The sequence below is a fragment of the Sphingomonas sp. SUN019 genome, from assembly GCF_024758705.1.
GTDB lineage: Bacteria > Pseudomonadota > Alphaproteobacteria > Sphingomonadales > Sphingomonadaceae > Sphingomonas.
The window spans coordinates 639,032-656,104 of record NZ_CP096971.1 but is presented as its reverse complement, the minus strand read 5'-3'; the positions used below and the strand labels follow the sequence as shown (position 1 = coordinate 656,104).

At 67.0% G+C, this 17,073-nt stretch carries 13 protein-coding genes and 1 tRNA gene; 8 read left to right on the top strand and 6 right to left on the bottom strand.

Translation table 11 applies throughout. From position 1 onward, the window contains the following. The first annotated feature begins 38 nt into the window (after nt 1-38). Genes addB through trxA form a run of 3 tightly spaced genes read left to right on the top strand, consistent with a single transcriptional unit; the run spans nt 39 to nt 6,761 of the window. Complete coding sequence (gene addB / locus M0208_RS03185) at nt 39-2,969, top strand: double-strand break repair protein AddB (protein WP_408988132.1); 2,931 nt, start codon at nt 39-41, stop codon at nt 2,967-2,969. Beyond that, nucleotides 2,953-6,390, top strand: coding sequence for a double-strand break repair helicase AddA (addA, locus tag M0208_RS03180; RefSeq protein ID WP_258890286.1), 3,438 nt, complete (start codon nt 2,953-2,955; stop codon nt 6,388-6,390). The genes addB and addA overlap by 17 nt, the downstream gene beginning before the upstream one ends. A 47-nt stretch (nt 6,391-6,437) precedes the next feature. Continuing rightward, complete coding sequence (gene trxA / locus M0208_RS03175; RefSeq protein WP_258890285.1) at nt 6,438-6,761, top strand: thioredoxin TrxA; 324 nt, start codon at nt 6,438-6,440, stop codon at nt 6,759-6,761. Here the strand turns inward: trxA and M0208_RS03170 are convergent. Both M0208_RS03170 and argJ read right to left on the bottom strand, forming a co-directional pair. Beyond that, nucleotides 6,758-7,168, bottom strand: a complete 411-nt coding sequence (locus M0208_RS03170; protein ID WP_258890284.1) for a GFA family protein — start codon at nt 7,166-7,168, stop codon at nt 6,758-6,760. The two genes, trxA and M0208_RS03170, sit on opposite strands and share 4 nt — an antisense overlap. 10 nt (nt 7,169-7,178) lie before the next feature. Next, a complete protein-coding gene (gene argJ / locus M0208_RS03165) occupies nt 7,179-8,405 on the bottom strand; it encodes a bifunctional glutamate N-acetyltransferase/amino-acid acetyltransferase ArgJ (RefSeq protein ID WP_258890283.1) in 1,227 nt (408 codons plus the stop codon). A gap of 44 nt (nt 8,406-8,449) precedes the next feature. Here argJ and M0208_RS03160 point away from each other — a divergent pair, with 44 nt between their 5' ends. From M0208_RS03160 to secA, 3 genes are all read left to right on the top strand, one after another. Beyond that, entirely contained in the window at nt 8,450-9,028 is a 579-nt protein-coding gene (locus M0208_RS03160) for an energy transducer TonB (RefSeq protein ID WP_258890282.1), read from the top strand. A gap of 55 nt (nt 9,029-9,083) precedes the next feature. Next, nucleotides 9,084-9,338 carry a hypothetical protein gene (locus M0208_RS03155; protein WP_258890281.1) on the top strand — a complete coding sequence of 85 codons (255 nt, stop codon included), beginning with the start codon at nt 9,084-9,086 and terminating at the stop codon, nt 9,336-9,338. 97 nt (nt 9,339-9,435) lie between these two features. Continuing rightward, a complete protein-coding gene (gene secA / locus M0208_RS03150; RefSeq protein WP_258890280.1) occupies nt 9,436-12,171 on the top strand; it encodes a preprotein translocase subunit SecA in 2,736 nt (911 codons plus the stop codon). A 62-nt stretch (nt 12,172-12,233) separates the two neighbouring features. Here the strand turns inward: secA and M0208_RS03145 are convergent, their stop codons facing one another. After that, the gene (locus M0208_RS03145; protein ID WP_258890279.1) at nt 12,234-12,842 is read right to left on the bottom strand and encodes a CC0125/CC1285 family lipoprotein; all 609 of its coding nucleotides are present in this window, start codon (nt 12,840-12,842) and stop codon (nt 12,234-12,236) included. A 278-nt stretch (nt 12,843-13,120) separates the two neighbouring features. Here M0208_RS03145 and M0208_RS03140 point away from each other — a divergent pair, with 278 nt between their 5' ends. After that, entirely contained in the window at nt 13,121-13,393 is a 273-nt protein-coding gene (locus M0208_RS03140) for a DUF1488 family protein (protein WP_258890278.1), read from the top strand. A 25-nt stretch (nt 13,394-13,418) separates the two neighbouring features. On the opposite strand, the gene M0208_RS03135 is transcribed toward M0208_RS03140, so the two are convergent. The 3 genes from M0208_RS03135 to moaA form a co-directional block, all read right to left on the bottom strand. Continuing rightward, nucleotides 13,419-13,493 (bottom strand) — tRNA-Asn (locus M0208_RS03135). 50 nt (nt 13,494-13,543) lie between these two features. Continuing rightward, nucleotides 13,544-14,323 carry an NAD kinase gene (locus tag M0208_RS03130; protein WP_258890277.1) on the bottom strand — a complete coding sequence of 260 codons (780 nt, stop codon included), beginning with the start codon at nt 14,321-14,323 and terminating at the stop codon, nt 13,544-13,546. Then, a complete protein-coding gene (moaA, locus tag M0208_RS03125) occupies nt 14,320-15,336 on the bottom strand; it encodes a GTP 3',8-cyclase MoaA (protein WP_258890276.1) in 1,017 nt (338 codons plus the stop codon). The genes M0208_RS03130 and moaA overlap by 4 nt, the downstream gene beginning before the upstream one ends. 141 nt (nt 15,337-15,477) lie before the next feature. On the opposite strand from moaA, the gene M0208_RS03120 reads away from it, so the two are divergent. Next, entirely contained in the window at nt 15,478-16,983 is a 1,506-nt protein-coding gene (locus M0208_RS03120; protein WP_258890275.1) for a bifunctional diguanylate cyclase/phosphodiesterase, read from the top strand. Nucleotides 16,984-17,073 lie beyond the last annotated feature (90 nt).

Below are 17,073 nucleotides of genomic sequence, written 5' to 3'. Positions count from 1 at the left end.
CGTCACCCCAGCTTTCGCTGGGGTGACGGGTTGAGCGGCTGACGCGCTTGTCGACGCCCAAACTCTACACCATCCCCGCCCACCGCGCGTTCGCCAACACGCTCGCGGCGGGGCTGATCCGGCGCTTCGGCGCGGATCGCCTGACGCTGGCTCGCGGACTGGTATTGCTGCCCAACAATCGCGCGAAGATCGCGGTCTCCGAAGCGTTCGTTCGCGCGAGCGGCGGCGCGTTGCTGTTGCCGCGGCTGGTGGCGATTGGCGCGGATGATCTGGGCGAGGCGGTCGGCGTCGCGCTCGACCCGGTCGACGATGCCGAACCCGTCGCGCCCGCGGTGTCCCCGCTCGCCCGCCGGATGATCCTCGCACGGCTGGTGCAGGAGGAGCGCCCCGATCTCGACGCCGCCGAAGCGGTGCGGTTGGCGGGCGAACTGGCGCGGACGCTCGACCAGTTGATCGTCGAGGAAGTGCTGCCGTCGGCGCTACACGACATCGATCTCGGCCCCGAACTGTCCGAACACTGGCAGCGCGCGTTGGCGCTGTTCGGTATCGTCACGGACCGCTGGCCGCGCGAACTCGAACGGCTCTTCCGGATCGATCAGGCCACGCGGCGCGCGGCGTTGCTGCGGCGGCTGGCGGCGCTATGGAAGGACGCGCCGCCGCCCGGTTTCGTCTGCGCCGCCGGCATCACCGATTCCGCGCCCGCGGTTGCGCGATTGCTGCGCAGCATTTCGGAATTGCCGCAGGGCATGGTCGTGCTGGCGGGTCTCGGCCTTACGATGCCGCTCGAGGAGTGGGACGCGCTTGGTCCGCACAAGCCCGACCCCATCACAGGCGCAATCAAGCGGTCGATCGAGGTGCATCCACAATTCCATCTGAAGCTGCTGCTCGAACGGATGGGTGTGGCGCGCGACGAGGTGTCGGTATGGCAGGGCGGCAGCGATCACGATGCGTCGGCCATCCGTGGACGCGCGATCGCCAACGCGCTCGCCCCGGCAGAATTTACCGGCAAATGGACCGATCTCGATTCCGCGCAGCGCCGCTTGACCGGCGTGACTGCGGCCGAACTCGCAACCCCGGCGGAGGAAGCGCAGGCGATCGCGCTGGCGCTTCGCGGCGCGCTGGAGGAGCCCGGCAGGACCGCTGCGCTCGTCACCCCCGATCGCGCGCTGGCGCGTCGCGTGGCGGCGCATTGTCGGCGTTGGAACATCGATATCGACGACACCGCGGGGCGGCCGCTGTCGATCCTGCCGCCGGGAACGTTGCTGATCGCGATCGTCGAGGCCGCGGCGCAGGATTTTGCGCCGCTCGCGCTGCTGACCCTGCTCAAGCACCCGCTGGTGCGGTGGGGCGTGGTGCGGCGATCGTGGCTGGAGGGCGTGCGGCGGCTGGACCGGGCGTTGCGCGGGCCGCGGCCGGGGCCGGGCCTGAACGGCATCGACGCGCATCTGGGTGACAAGGCGACCGATTGGTGGCGCGAGGCGCGCGCCTTGTTGACCCCGATCGCGGAAGCCTTCGGCGACGGCACGCGTCCGCTTGCCGATCGCGTCGCGGCGCTGCGCGATGCGGCATCCGCGCTGGCGGGGGACGAGGTTTGGCGAGGACCGGCAGGCCGTGCTGCGGCGGACCTGCTCGCCGATCTGGAGGTGGAGGCGCCGTCCGGTCCGCGCGACGTAACCGCGGACGGTTTCGCGCCCTTGCTGCGGCTGTTGATGGACGAGGTCGCGGTGCGACCCCAGCAGGGCGGGCATCCGCGCCTCGCAATCTACGGCCTGATCGAGGCGCGGCTGCAGTCCGCCGATCTGATGATCCTGGGCGGGCTGAACGAGGGCGTTTGGCCGGGTAGCCCGGCGCCCGACCCTTGGCTCGCGCCGCGCATCCGCAGCGAACTGGGGCTGCCGGGGCTGGAGCGCGGAATCGGCGTGGCGGCGCATGATTTCGGGCAGGGCTTGGGCGCGCCGACCGTCCTCATCACGCGCAGCCGCCGCGATGCGCGCTCGCCCGCGCTTGCCTCGCGTTTCTGGTTGCGGCTGGAGGCGATGGCGGGGGAGCGGTTCGCGCGCGCAAACGACCTAGAGGGCTGGACCCGCGCGCTCGATCGCGCGGACGCGCACCGTCCCGCCGACCGCCCCGCGCCGATGCCGCCCAAGGCGCTGCGCCCGACCGAAATCTCGGTCACGCAGGTCGACCGGCTAAAGGCCGACCCCTACGCCTTCTACGCGCAACGCATCCTGCGGCTCGCGTCGCTCGATCCGGTCGACGCCGATCCGAGCGCAGCGTGGCGCGGGACCGCCGTTCATGACGTCCTCGAACGTTGGGCGAAGGAGCATGACTGCCGCCTCGACGCGCTGCGCCCGATGGCGCTGGCGATGCTCGACGATCCCGCCGCGCATCCGCTGCTCCGCGCGCTCTGGCAGCCGCGGCTGATCGCGGCAATCGACTGGATCGCCGAACGGCTCGACCGCGACCGCGCGGAAGGACGCGAGGTGCTGGCGTCCGAAGGAAAGGGCGGCACGACGATCGCGGGCGTCACGCTGTCGGGCCGCTTTGACCGGGTCGACCGGATGCCCGGCGGCGGGATCGGGATCGTCGACTACAAGACCGGCAAGGCCCCGTCCCCCGTCGCGGTGAAGGCCGGCTTCTCGATGCAACTCGGTTTGCTTGGCGCGATCGCCGAGCGCGGCGGGTTCGCCGGGATCGGGGGGACCGCGACCGATTTCGAATACTGGTCGCTGGCGAAAAAAGGCGATGCGTTCGGATCGGTCACGTCGCCGGTCGATCCGGTCGGCAAATCGGGCAAGATCGTGACGAGCGAATTCGTCGCCAACGCAGTCGCGGTGTTTACCGACGCCGCGCAGACTTGGCTGACCGGCGACGAGCCCTTCACCGCGAAACTGCATCCCGAATTCGCGCCGTACGCCGAATACGACCAGTTGATGCGCCGCGACGAATGGTATGGCCGTGACCGCTGAACTCGCACCCCTGCCACCGCTGGCGGGCGACCAGACGATCGCCAGCCGCCCCGACGCGCACGTCTGGCTCGCCGCGTCCGCTGGCACCGGCAAGACGCAGGTGTTGGCCGCGCGAGTGTTCCGGCTGCTGCTGCGCGGGGTCGATCCGTCGGCGATCCTGTGTCTGACCTTCACGAAGGCGGGCGCGGCCGAGATGGGCGAACGGATCAGTCGCCGTCTGGCCGCTTGGGTACGCGCGAAGGACGCCGCGCTGGGGCAGGATCTGATCGCGTTGGGAGAAGAACCGACGCCGCAGCGGATCGCGCGGGCGCGGACGCTGTTCGCTAAGGTGCTCGATGCGCCGGGCGGTGGCGTGCGCATCCAGACGATCCACGGCTTCTGTCAGGGATTGCTCGCGGCGTTTCCGGTCGAGGCGGGACTGGTCCCGGGCTTCCGCCCGATCGAACCGCGCGAGGAAGCGTTGCTGGCGCGGCAGGCGTTGTCCGACCTGCTGGTAAATGCGCAGCGTGAGGGCCGCGGCAAGCCGGTCGCGACGATCGGCGCGCTGTCGGTGCGGATGGGCGAGGAGGGGGCTGAGCGCTTCCTGCGCGATTGCGCGCGCGCCGGGCCTGCGCTGGAGGCGTTGCCCGCGGGCGTGCAGCCGTATCTGCGCCGCGAACTCGGGCTGCCGTCGGGCGATATCGAGGAAGCGATCGCCGCGGGTTGCGCAGATCTCGATTGTTCGGTGATCGAGCGAATCGGCGCGGCGAACCGCGCATGGGGCACCGCGACCGGTTCGGGCTATGCCGACAGAGTATCGAGTTGGCTCGCGGCGGAAGCGGAGGGGCGCGTCGCCGCGCTCGCCGATCTGCTTGCCATCGTGCGAACCGGCACGGGCAGCGCGCGAAAGGCCTCGGCAAAGCTGATCGCGGCCGATCCCGATTACGTCGAACTGGCCGCCGAACTTGGCGACGCCTGCGCCGAACTCCTTTCGCTCCGCGTCTGCGCCGCCTACGCCGATCTGCTGGCCGACGCGTTGGAGGTCGGGCGCGACTACGCCCGCGGTTATGCGGCGGCGAAGCGGCGGGTTGGCGCGGTCGATTTCGACGATCTGATCCGCTCGACCGTCGATCTGCTCGACACGCCCGGTATCGGCGAATGGGTGCGTTATAAGCTCGACCAGATCACCGAACACGTCCTGATCGACGAGGCGCAGGATACCAACGCGAACCAATGGCGGATCGTGCGCGCGCTGGTGGACGAATATTTCGTCGGGCGCGGCGTCTATGCGCCGTCGGTCCGTACGTTGTTTACGGTCGGCGACTACAAGCAGGCGATCTTTGGGTTTCAGGGCACCGACCCCGATTTCTTCGCCGCCGCCGAACGCTATTTCGCGGACAAGGCGGAGGAGGTCACCGGCGACGACCGGATGCCCGCGCACGAGCGAGGATTGCCATTCGAGAAGCTGTCGCTGGTCACCTCGTTCCGCTCGACCGCGCCGGTGCTGGAATTCGTCGACGCAGCCGTGGTCGCGGTCGGGGAGGGCGCACTCGGGGCGGTGGGGGAGGTTGCGCAACACGCGACGCGGGTGGATGGGCCGGGCTTTGTCGAGCTGTGGCCGACGGTCTGCGCGGGCGCGAGTGAGGGCGACAACGGGGAGGAGGGCTGGATCGACGACGCGGTGCGCGAGAACGCGACCCGCATCGCGCGGCAGGTGAAGCAATGGCTCGATGACGGCCTGATGCTGGAGAGCAAGGGTCGGCCGCTGCGGCCCGAGGACGTGATGATCCTCGTCAAGCGCCGCGGCGATCTGGCGCAGTTGCTGGTGGCGCGGCTTTATGCGGAGGGCGTTCCCGTGGCCGGCGTCGACCGGTTGCGGCTGAACGCGCCGCTGGCGGTACAGGATCTGCTCGCCGCGATCCGCTTCGTGCTGCAGCCCGACGACGATCTCAGCCTCGCCAGCCTGCTCGTCTCGCCGCTGATCGGCTGGACGCAGGACGAATTGCTCGCGCGCGCGATACCACGCGCGGTCAGCCTGTGGCGTCACCTGTCGACGCACCACCGCGAGCATCTCGGCGTGCTCGACGCGATGCTCGCACGCGCCGATTTCACGACGCCCTACCAGTTTCTCGAGGCGCTGTTGCACGACGGACGCCGCAAGATGCTCGAACGCCTGGGCGAGGAAGCGCGCGATCCGATCGAGGAATTGCTAAACGCCGCGCTCGACTTCGAGACGTCCGCGACCCCATCATTGCAGAGGTTCCTAGACTGGTTCGACCGCGGCGAAGTCGAGATCGTGCGCGACTCCGCCGCCCCGCTCGACGCGGTGCGCGTGATGACCGCGCATGGCGCCAAGGGGCTGCAGGCCCCGCTCGTCATTCTTGCCGACGCGACCGCCGATCCCGATGCCGCGCCGCGTTCCACGCTGATGTGGACGCCCGAGGGAGCCGACGCCCCGATCCCGGTGTTCCGCCCACGTGCCGCCGAACGCGCCGGGGCGATCGACGAGGCGATGGCGCTGGTTGCCAGTCGAGAACGCGCCGAGCATTGGCGGCTGTTCTACGTCGCCGCGACGCGCGCGGAGGAACGGCTGGTGATCGCGGGGTCACTCAGCGCGAAATGGCAGGGCCAACCGCCACCGGCGAGCTGGTATGCCGCGTCGCGCGCCGCCTTCGACCTGATCGAAGCGCCCGAGGGGGAGGGCGCGCGCATCTATACCGGCTGGGCGAAGACCACCCCCGCCAAGCCACGCGCGACCGCGCCCCCGGTCGTATCCGATCCGATCGCGCTGCCGGACTGGGCGCGCCAGGCTGCCCCGGTCGAAGCGCGTCCGCCACGCCCGCTCGCGCCGTCCTCGTTGGGCAAGGATGCGGTCGCCGACGCCCCGCCTACACCTGCCATGCGCGCAGCGGCGGAGCGTGGGCGGCGGATGCACGCCTTGTTCGAACGATTGCCCGCGGTTGCGCACGAAGACCGGCAAGCGGCGGCCGATCGCTGGCTGCGGCAGGTCGAGCATATTGAGGCGGCGGACGAACGCGCGCCGATCATCGCCGCGGTTCTGGCGGTCCTCGACGATCCCGCCTTCGCCGACATCTTCGGCCCGCAATCGCTCGCCGAAGCGCCGATCAGCGCGGTGCTCGACGATGGATTGGTCGTTGCCGGAACGGTCGACCGGCTGCTGGTCACCGACGACCTCATTGCGATCGTCGATTTCAAGACCGGACGGCAGGCTCCCGCCTCGCTCGACGCCGTCCCTTCATACCATCTGCGCCAGATGGCCGCTTACGCCGCTGCCCTAGCCCGCATCTTCCCCGACCGCGCGATCGAGGCGGCACTGCTATATACGGCCGGGCCGACGTTGATCCCGATCCCGGCCGAAACGCTTGCCGCGCGCAAGCCCGGCTATCCCGCGGCGGAGCAAAGCTTGCGCGTGGATGGTTGAGTGCGTGCACACGGCCTCTTAGGTAGGTCGCAACAAGGAGATTTCAGATGGCCACCAAACAGATCACCGACGCGAGCTTCGACGCCGACGTCCTCAGCGCCGATAAGCCCGTGCTGGTCGATTTTTGGGCCGAATGGTGCGGGCCGTGCAAGATGATCGGGCCGAGCCTGGAGGAATTGAGCGATGAGCTTGGCGGGCAGGTGACGATCGCGAAGATCAATATCGACGAGAATCCCGAGGCTCCCGGCAAATACGGCGTGCGCGGCATCCCGACGATGATCCTGTTCAAGGCCGGCGCTCCCGCGGCCACGAAAGTCGGTGCGGAGCCAAAGGGCCGGATCAAGGCCTGGCTGGAGGGCGAACTGGCCTAAATAGCGTTCGGGTCGCGGCGGAATCCGTCGTAGCGCGGCAGATCGTCGCCCGCGGGCGCCCACGGAATATGTTCGGCGTAAAAGATGTGGAAGCCCGGCGGAACCCCCGCCGGGTCGTCCAGCGTCACTAGGCTGACGTACAGGTTTTCGGGTTCGCGCAGATCGGCGACATACAGCGGCGTACCGCAATTGCCGCAGAAGTGGCGGCGCGCCGCTTCGCTCGATGCGAAGTAACGGATCACATCCTCACCCGCTTCAAGCACCAAGTCAGCGGCCGGGACGGTGGCGAAGGCCATCGCCGGGCTGCCGGAATTTAGCTGGCAGATGCGGCAATGGCACCATGCCGGGTCGCGCGGCGCAGATCGCAGCGCGTAGCGCACGACTCCGCAGGCGCAGCCGCCTTTCATGATCGCCTCCTCAGCTTCTGTAATCCGCGTTGATCGAGATGTACCCGTGCGTCAGGTCGCACGTCCATACCGTCGCGCGGCCCTCGCCCAGCCCTAGTTCCACGCCGATCTCCACCTCACGGCCCTTCAGATGCGCCGCGACCGGGACTTCGTCAAACCCCTCCACCGCCACGCCGTCGCGCGCGACCTGCGTCGCGCCGAAGCGGATCGACAGTTTGTCGCGGTCGGCGGGTTCGCCCGCCTTGCCGACCGCCATGACGACGCGGCCCCAGTTCGCGTCCTCGCCAGCGATCGCGGTCTTCACCAGCGGCGAATTGGCGATGCTCATCGCGATGCGGCGCGCCGAGGCGTCGCTTTCCGCGCCCTCCACGGTGATCTCGATCAGTTTCTGCGCACCTTCGCCGTCCCGTACGACCAGCATCGCGAGTTGGCGGCACAGATCGGACAGCGCCGCGCGGAACGAGTCCGCGCCGACGCTGTCGTCGTCGGTCAGCGGCGCATTGCCTGCCTTGCCCGTCGCGAAGGCCAGCACCGTGTCGCTGGTCGAGGTATCGCCGTCGACCGTGATGCACGAAAAGGTCTGCGCGTTCGCCGCCGCCAGCGCATCGTGCAGGAACGCCGGATCGACCGCGGCGTCGGTGAAGACGAAGCCCAGCATCGTCGCCATGTCGGGCGCGATCATCCCCGATCCCTTGATGATGCCCACGAGGGTCACCGTCCGCCCGTCGACGATCGCGCTTGCCATCGCGCCCTTGGGATAGGTGTCGGTCGTCCCGATCGCGTCCGCCGCGGCGCGCCAGTCGCACGGCGTCTCGGTCAAGGCGGCATCAAGCCCCGCTTCCGCCTTGTCGATCGGCAGCGGTACGCCGATCACGCCGGTCGACGCGACGAACACGTCCGACGGTTGGCATCCGACATGCCCGGCCACCCGCGCCGCGATCGCCTCCACCGCCGCACGCCCGCGGTTGCCGGTAAAGGCGTTGGAATTGCCCGCATTCACAACCAACGCGCGCGCCTGACCCAGCACCAGCGCCTTGCGGCACCATTCTACCTCCGGCGACGGGCATCTGCTTTGCGTCAGCACCCCCGCGACGACCGTCCCCTCATCGAGTTCGGCCAAGGTCAGGTCGCACCGGTCCCACTCCTTGTACCGCGCCCGCGCCGTCCGCAGCGTGACGCCGCGGATCGCGGGGAGGGCGGGGAACGGCGTGGCGAGCGGAGAGATGGACGTGGACATGACGCTCCCATAGTCTCGCTTTGTCAGGGATCGAAGGGGTTTGCGTGTCGGAGAACGAGTCGGGACAGTCGAAGGGCGATGAACGCCTTCTGGTGCTGAAATCGGACCCGCGCATCGCGAATGGTTTGGTCGCCCCACGTTCCGGAACCGGCGTGATCGCACTCGTCATCGGCGCGTGCGTGGCGATCGCGCTGGTCCTGCTCGTGCTTTCCGCACTGGCGGTCGAGCGATGGATCGATCGGCACCGAAACGCCATGCAGGACGTATCGGCGACACAAGCCGAGGAAGCACCAGCGCCAACGCGTTCTATCCCGCCGCCCGACCCAATGAAGGCGAACGCAACATTGCGCGGTAATCCCGGTGCCGCGTTCAGCGCAGACAACTACCCCTTCGAAGCCTTGCGCCGTCGCGAGCAGGGGCGAACCGTCGCCAGGCTGTCGATCGATGCCAGCGGCACGCCTGTAAGATGCGCGGTGGAAACGAGCAGCGGCTCGTCCAGTCTGGACGAAACCACCTGCCAGATCGCGCTGCGCAGCGTTCGTTTTGATCCGGCGCGGGACAGTGCGGGCGTACCCAAGGCGAGCGAGTACAAGCTGCCCGTGCGCTGGCAGATCCCGCAATAGCGATGTTCTGCCAATGGTGGACGCTCGGCCCTGCAACCCCTATGTCACACTCGCAATGAACCTGCTGCTACTCCTCTCCGCGCTGCTGTCCGCTCTTACGGGTGTCGGCACGCGTGTGGGTGGCCCGGAGCCAGTACAGGCAGTGGCGCGGGAGAATGCGCAGGTCGCGGTTGCCGCGGAGGTCGCCAAGCGCCTTTCAGTGCGCCCGGTTTCCGCGCTTCCCCAACTCGCAGAAGTCGCCTTCGTAACGCCAGTTGCAGCATTCACGGTCGCGACCGTCCCCGCCTGGGCAACCCGTCGGCGCGAATAGCGTTCTTCCGTCGCGGTCACGCGGCGTAAACCCGACATTTTATCAGCGCGGGGGCCGGCGTGGCCCGCCGCGCCATTGCCAGATCAGGAATTCGCTTATGTTCGGCGGCCTTGCCAAATCCATGTTCGGTTCGTCCAACGACCGGTACGTCAAATCGCTCAACCCGATTCTCGCGAAGATCGCGTCGTTCGAACCGGCGCTGCAGGCGATGGACGACGCGACGCTGGCGCATCAGACGGTACTGTTTCGCGAACGGCTCGCGAACGATGAACCGCTCGACAAGCTCCTTCCCGAGGCGTTCGCCACGGTGCGCGAGGCATCGGTGCGCGTGCTCGGGATGCGCCATTTCGACGTGCAGATGGTCGGCGGCATCGTGCTTCACCGCGGCGAGATCGCCGAGATGCGCACCGGTGAGGGCAAGACGCTGGTCGCCACGCTCGCCACCTATCTCAACGCGCTGCCGGGGCAGGGCGTGCACGTCATCACCGTCAACGACTATCTCGCCGCGCGCGACGCGGAGTGGATGGGGCGGGTGTACACGTTCCTCGGGTTGACCGTCGGCGTCATCATCCCGAACCTGACCGACGATCAGCGCCGAGCCGCGTATAATTCGGACATCACGTACGGCACGAACAACGAGTTCGGCTTCGATTACCTGCGCGACAACATGAAGTACGAACGCGCCTCGATGACGCAGCGCGCGTTCAGCATGGCGATCGTCGACGAGGTCGATTCGGTGCTGATCGACGAAGCGCGCACGCCGTTGATCATCTCCGGCCCGACCGACGACAAGTCCGATCTCTACCTGCAGGTCGATGCGGTCGTGAAGCAGTTCGCGGCGGAGGATTACGAAAAGGACGAGAAGCAGAAATCGATCATCCTGACCGAGGATGGCACCGAAAAGGCCGAACGGATGCTGGAGGCGGCTGGGCTGCTCGAAGGGCAGAACCTGTACGATTTCGAGAATACGCAGGTCGTCCATCACCTGAATCAGGCGCTGCGCGCGAACATGATGTTCAAGCGCGATACCGATTACATCGTGAAGGATGACAAGGTCATCATCATCGACGAGTTCACCGGCCGCATGATGGACGGCCGCCGCTGGTCGGATGGCCTTCACCAGGCGGTCGAGGCGAAGGAGGGCGTCCAGATCGAGCCCGAGAACCAGACGATGGCCTCGATCACGTTCCAAAACTACTTTCGCATGTACCCGAAGCTGTCGGGGATGACCGGCACCGCGGCGACCGAAGCGGCCGAATTCTACGACATCTACAAGATGAACGTCGTCACGATCCCCACCAACGTCGAGGTCAAGCGAGTCGACGAAGAGGACGAATTCTACAAGGATACGCAGGACAAATTCCGCGCGATCGCCAAGCGCATCCGCGAACACGCCGAAAAGGGCCAGCCGGTGCTGGTCGGCACGGTCTCGATCGAAAAGTCCGAATTGCTCAGCGAATTCCTCAATCAGGAGGGCGTCGATCACTCGGTCCTGAACGCGCGCCATCACGAGATGGAGGCGCATATCGTCGCGCAGGCCGGACGGCTGGGTGCGGTGACCATCGCCACCAACATGGCGGGCCGCGGGACCGACATCCAGCTCGGCGGCAACTTGGAGTTTCGTATCAACGACGAACTCGACGGGATGCCGGAGGGGCCGGAGCGCGACCAGGCGATCGCGCAGATCAAGGGCGAGATCGGGGCGGAAAAGGCGCGCGTGCTGGAGGCGGGCGGGCTTTTCGTACTCGGCACCGAACGCCACGAAAGCCGCCGCATCGACAACCAGCTGCGTGGCCGTTCGGGGCGGCAGGGCGACCCCGGCCTCAGCCGCTTCTACCTCAGCCTCGATGACGATCTGTTGCGTATCTTCGGTCCGGACACCTTGTTTGCAAAGATGATGCGCAACAACATCGGCGACGGCGAGGCGATCGGCAGCAAATGGCTGACCAAGGCGATCGAAACCGCGCAGAAGAAGGTCGAGGCGCGCAACTACGACATCCGCAAGCAGGTCGTCGAATATGACGACGTGATGAACGATCAGCGCAAGGTCATCTACGAACAGCGCGCCGACATCATGGATGCGGAGACGGTCGGCGATGTGGTGGTCGACATGCGCGCCGAGACGGTCAACGCGATCGTCGGCGAGGCGTGCCCGCCCAATTCCTATCCCGAACAGTGGAACATCGCGGGGATGAAGGAGAGACTCGCAGAGATCCTCAACCTCGAACCGCCGATCGACGACTGGCTGACCGAAGAAGCGATCGACCCCGAACTGGTGACCGAACGTGTCCAGGCGGAGGCCGATACGATGGTCGAGGCCAAGGCTGCCGATCTGGAGCCCGAGACGTGGACGTCAGTCGAGAAATCGATCCTGCTGCAGAATCTGGATCACCACTGGAAGGAGCATCTGTCGACGCTCGATGCGCTGCGGCAGGTCGTTCATTTGCGCGCCTATGCGCAGAAGACGCCGATCAACGAATACAAGCAGGAGGCGTTCGCGCTCTTTCAGCGGATGCTCGATCACATCCGTGAGGACGTGACGAAGACGATCGCGCACGCGCAGTTCCAGATGCAGCCGCTGCCCGAATTGCCCGAACTTCCCGACTTCATCACGACGCACTTCGACCCGTTCTCGGGCGAGGACAATTCGAACGATTGGGATGCCGGGAGCGCCGGGTTGATCCAGACGCAGTTGCCGCCGATGCAGATACCACAGCCGACTGCGGTCGACCTGGGCGAGGATCCGGCAAGCTGGGAAGGCGTCGTCAGCCGCAATGCGCCATGCCCGTGCGGGTCGGGCCGCAAATACAAGCACTGCCACGGCGCGGTATGACGTGAAAAAGGGCGGCGGGAGTGATCCCGCCGCCCTTTCGGTTTCTACCGTCGGCGTAGCGCCTACGGCTTGGGCAGAACGATACTCGGCCCGATCGACTCGGTTACCGCACGCGCATTGAAGGCGCGGACGTCATCCCTGGCCGGTGCGCCGCGGCGCATCACGATCTCCGCCGAAGCCTCGTAGCGGTCGATCGTGCGGACGTCGAAATCGTTGAAGCCGCCGAAGCCGCCAAACCCGCCGTAGCCGAACCCGCCGCCAAAGCGGCGCCAGCCGTAGCCGCGGCCATAGAAGCCCCAAGACGGACCCCAATATCCGTTCCCGAACCCACCGCCGAAGCCGCCGCCACCGAAGCCGGTGGAATAGGTGCGCGCCTGACGATCGGTATCGCGGTCGACCATCACGAAATAATCGTAGCCGTTCTGGAGGGTCAGTTCGGCCGCGCGGAACAGCAGATAGCGCTCGACGATATCGCGATCGGTTATCGTGTTGCCGGCGAACGTCACGCGGTAGCGATTCGGCTCGATCCGGATGTCGGTGTAACCGGTGCGGCTGAAGCCGGAGCCGGTGGCGGGGCGGTAGGTGGTGGGGGTGGCACAGCCCGCGACCAGCAGCGCGCCGCCCGCGACCGTGGCCAGAATGACGCCCCGACCCAATCGGAATGTTGTCATTGTAACGTCTCCGTGTCCGCCAATTCGGCGGGACGCCCGCAAAATAGGCACTGTCGATGGAACGTGCGATGAACGGGATAGGTTTCCGTCCGTCATTTAAGGAACCAGATTAACAATCTGCCGACATTTTCGCTCGGGAACAATGCGTTCGAGATGGCCGGCAACGATTCGACACCCGCCAATGCGATCCGACGGCGGGTTGAAGGGGAACCTCCGTCCTTCTCTTGCGCTTGCTCGCCTTCATACGGTCGAACGGCGCCGCGATAAGGGAGCGAATTGTGACAGCGAATCAACTGGAGATCGACACCGCGTCGATCCTCGACAATGTCGATGAAGCGCAGGTGGAATTTGCCGGGGAAGTGGACGGCGACGAATATCAGTTCGCCGCGCAATACGATCTGCTGGAGGCGTTGAGCGGCGACCGGCCGGAAAACGACGCGGTCGACATGTTCAACCGCTTTGTCGACCAGATTTCGGAAGCCGCATTGTCCGCATTGTCGCGGAACGCCGATCAGGCGTTGATCGTGGTGAGCGAAAACGATCTGGAATGACCGCGGGTTTTGTCCGCGCGATCGGTGGCTCCCTGAGTAGGATTCGAACCTACGGCCGCTCGATTAACAGTCGAGAGCTCTACCGCTGAGCTATCAGGGATCGTTGCCGAGGGCGGCTCTATAACCGGGTCGAAGCAGGATGCAAGCTGCTCAGGCGATGAATTGCTCCATCGTTATGCGGTCGTCGAGCGCGTGTTCGGGATCGAACAGCAACGTCAGTTCGCGTGAACGGTCCAGCGCGATGTCGACTTGCGCCACATCGCGGATTTCGTGCTGGTCGGCGACCGCGGAAACGGGGCGCTTGTCCGCGTCTAGAATGGTCAGCCCGATCCGCGCCTTGTCGGGCAGGATCGCGCCGCGCCAGCGCCGCGGGCGGAACGCGCTGATCGGGGTCAGTGCGATCAAGGCCGATCCCAGCGGCAGGATCGGGCCGTGCGCCGACAGATTGTACGCGGTCGAGCCCGCAGGCGTCGCCGCCAAGATGCCGTCGCACGCGAGTTCGTCCAGCACGACGCGGTCGTTGACCGTCACGCGCAGCTTCGCGGTCTGTCGCGTTTCACGCAGCAACGACACTTCGTTGATCGCGGGCAAGGTGTGAATGCGTCCGTCGACGCCACGCGCGGTCATCATCAACGGAATGACCTTGAACGCCTTGGCGAGCGACAGTCGCTGGTCCAGGTCGTGCAGCCGCCATTCGTTCATCAGGAAGCCGACGGTGCCGAGGTTCATGCCGAACACCGGGATCGGCGGGCGGCGCTGTTCAAGCATCGTGTGCAGCGTCTGCAGCAGGAAACCGTCGCCGCCGAGCGCGATGACTACGTCGGCCTCGTCGAGATTGCACCAGTCCCACGCGTCGGCAAGTTCGGCGCGCGCGATCTGGGCCGGTGGAGTGGGCGACGCGACCAGCGCGCGCCGCGGGTAATCGGTCATCCGCCGGTCACGCTCATATGCCGCGCTACTGCCGGGGCCGCCCCACGCTCGACGCTGAAATCGTGACGGCGCGGCTTGGAGGCGATACCAGCCAGGATCGTCTCGTCGAGCGCGGGCAGGCCGCCGTCGCGCAGCGCCGCCTTCAGATCGACCTGATCGTCGTGGCCCAGACAGCCGTACAGCTTGCCCTCGGTCGTGAGCCGGACGCGATTGCAGCCATCGCAGAAGTTGGCGGTTAGAGGGGAAATCAGGCCGAGCTTCGTCCCGGTGCCAGCGACGCGCCAGTAGCGCGCCGGGCCGCCGGTGCCGGTCGTTTCGCGCTCCAGCGCGAAGGCGGCGGACAATTCGTCGAACACCGCGGTCAGCGGCAGGAACCGGTCGGCGCGGTCCTCGTCGATCGCGCCCATCGGCATCGTCTCGATCAGCGTCAAATCCAGTCCCTGATCGACGCACCATGCCAGCATCGGCGCGATTTCGTGGTCGTTCAGGCCGTTCAGCGCGACCATGTTGACCTTCACCGTCAGTCCCACGGCTTGCGCGGCGGCTATTCCGCTTAGCACCTGCGTCACGTCGCCGTGGCGGGTGATGTGGCGGAAGGTGTCGGGATCGCGGCTGTCGAGGCTGACGTTCACGCGGCGTACGCCTGCATCGAACAATGCCTCCGCGTGCTGCGCGAGCCGCATCCCGTTGGTCGTCATCGTCAGTTCGTCGAGATCGCCCCCGACGTGCCGCCCGAGCCGCCGCACGAGATCGATCACATCGCGCCGCACCAGCGGTTCCCCGCCCGACAGCCGGATTTTCCGCACGCCCATCGCCATGAAGCGTTCGGCGATGATCGCGATTTCCTCCAGCGCGAGCAGCTTTTCGCGCGGCAGGAAGGTCATTTCCTCCGCCATGCAGTAACGGCAGCGCAGGTCGCAGCGATCTGTCACGGATATCCTCAGATACCGAATGGCGCGGCCGAACCCGTCGACCAGCGGCGCGGCAACGGAAGGGGACAGGGGTGCCATCATACGGAGTTAGGGGTTCGCGCAGAGAGCGGCAAGCCTGCAAGCCCGATTGGCGGCGGCGCGGCGGCCCGCTACGGTCCCGGGATGGCGGGGAAAGAACAAGGGCGTGGGACGGTGGCGGTCGCGCCGTCATCCGGTGGAGAAATGCTGGCCGCGGTCCTGGGAACAGGTTGGAGCGTGGTCGATCGCGATCCGCTCGTCTGGCTGGCCGATGCGAATGCGGTAGCTGAAGTCGACGGCGTGGCATCGGCGGCGCGCGCCGCTTTGCTGGCGGTCGTGCCGGATGCTGCTGCGGCCGATCGCGCTTATGACGATGGCGCGACCCATGTGATGATTGGCGAGCCGGCCGGTGCGGCGTTGCTGCAGTCGCTGCGCTTTGCCGGGAGATACGCGCGGCGGCTGCGCGGGTTCGGGCGCGATCGTAGGGCCGGCGACGGGGGCGTGTCGGCGATTGACCAGTTTTTCGCGCATCACGGCGAATCGCCATCGACGATGGCGCGGGTCGCACTGACGCGGTTCGATGTGGTCAACGAAGCGTTCGGTCGCGCAGCGGGCGACGCCCTGATGATGGCGGCGGCGGCGCGGATCGGGGATGTGCTGCCCGACGATGCGGTAATTGAGCGGGGCGATGGCGCGACATTCGTGATCGCCTTCGCCGGGGACGAGGCGGGAACGCAGCGTGTCATCGGGGAAATCGAGAATGCGCTGACCCGCGCGTTCGAGGCAGACGGGCAGGCGGTGAACCTGGGCGCGCGGATCGGCGTGGCGCGGCGGGTGGCCGGGGAGGATCTGGCGCATTTGACCCAACGCGCGCTGGATGCGCTGAGCGATGCGCTGATGAGCGATGGCGCGACGACCTTGGCGGCGGACGAGCCGCGCGAGGCGCCCATGCTGCGGCTGGCCGCCGACCTGCACCGCGCGATCGATGGCGGCGAGATCGGGGTGCTGTTCCAGCCGCAGGTAAGGGCTGCGACCGGCGAAATCGTCGGGGTGGAGGCGCTGGCGCGGTGGGAGCATCCCGAGTTGGGGCCGCTCGGTGCGGACACTTTGTTCGCCGCGGCCGAACGCGCCGATCTGGGCATCGCGCTGTCGGAGCATATCCAGGCACTGGCGCTCACGCGCGTCGCGGCGTGGCCGGACACGCTGGCGCATCTGCGGGTCGCGATCAACGTGACCGCAGCCGACATCGCGCGGCCCGAATTCGCAAGGCGCTTCCTGGCGCGGCTCGATGCGTCGGGGGTGGCGCGGAACCGGGTGACGGTGGAGATCACCGAAACCGGGCTGATCGGGGAGCTGGAGGCGGCGGCGGCGCATCTGGTGAAGTTGCGTACCGCCGGGTGTCGAATCGCGATCGACGATTTCGGAACAGGCTATTCCAGCCTGGCGTATCTGAAGGCGTTGCCGTTGGACTATTTGAAGATCGACCGGTCGCTGGCGCAAGATATCGCGGGGTCGGAACGCGACCGGATCGTGGTGCGCGCGGTGCTGACGATGGCGTGGTCGCTGGGGCTGGAAACTATCGCGGAAGGGGTCGAAACCGCGGAGCAACGCGATTTGCTGGCGGCGGAGAGTTGCACGTATTTCCAGGGGTTTCTGTTTGCCGGGCCGGTGGATAGCGCGGCGTTGGCGGGGTTGATGGGCGGATCCTAAAGCCCGTTCGTGCTGAGCGAAGTCGAAGTACAAGCCCATGTGCTTCGACTTCGCTCAGCACGAACGGAGGGGGTGTCGCTCCCGCGGAGT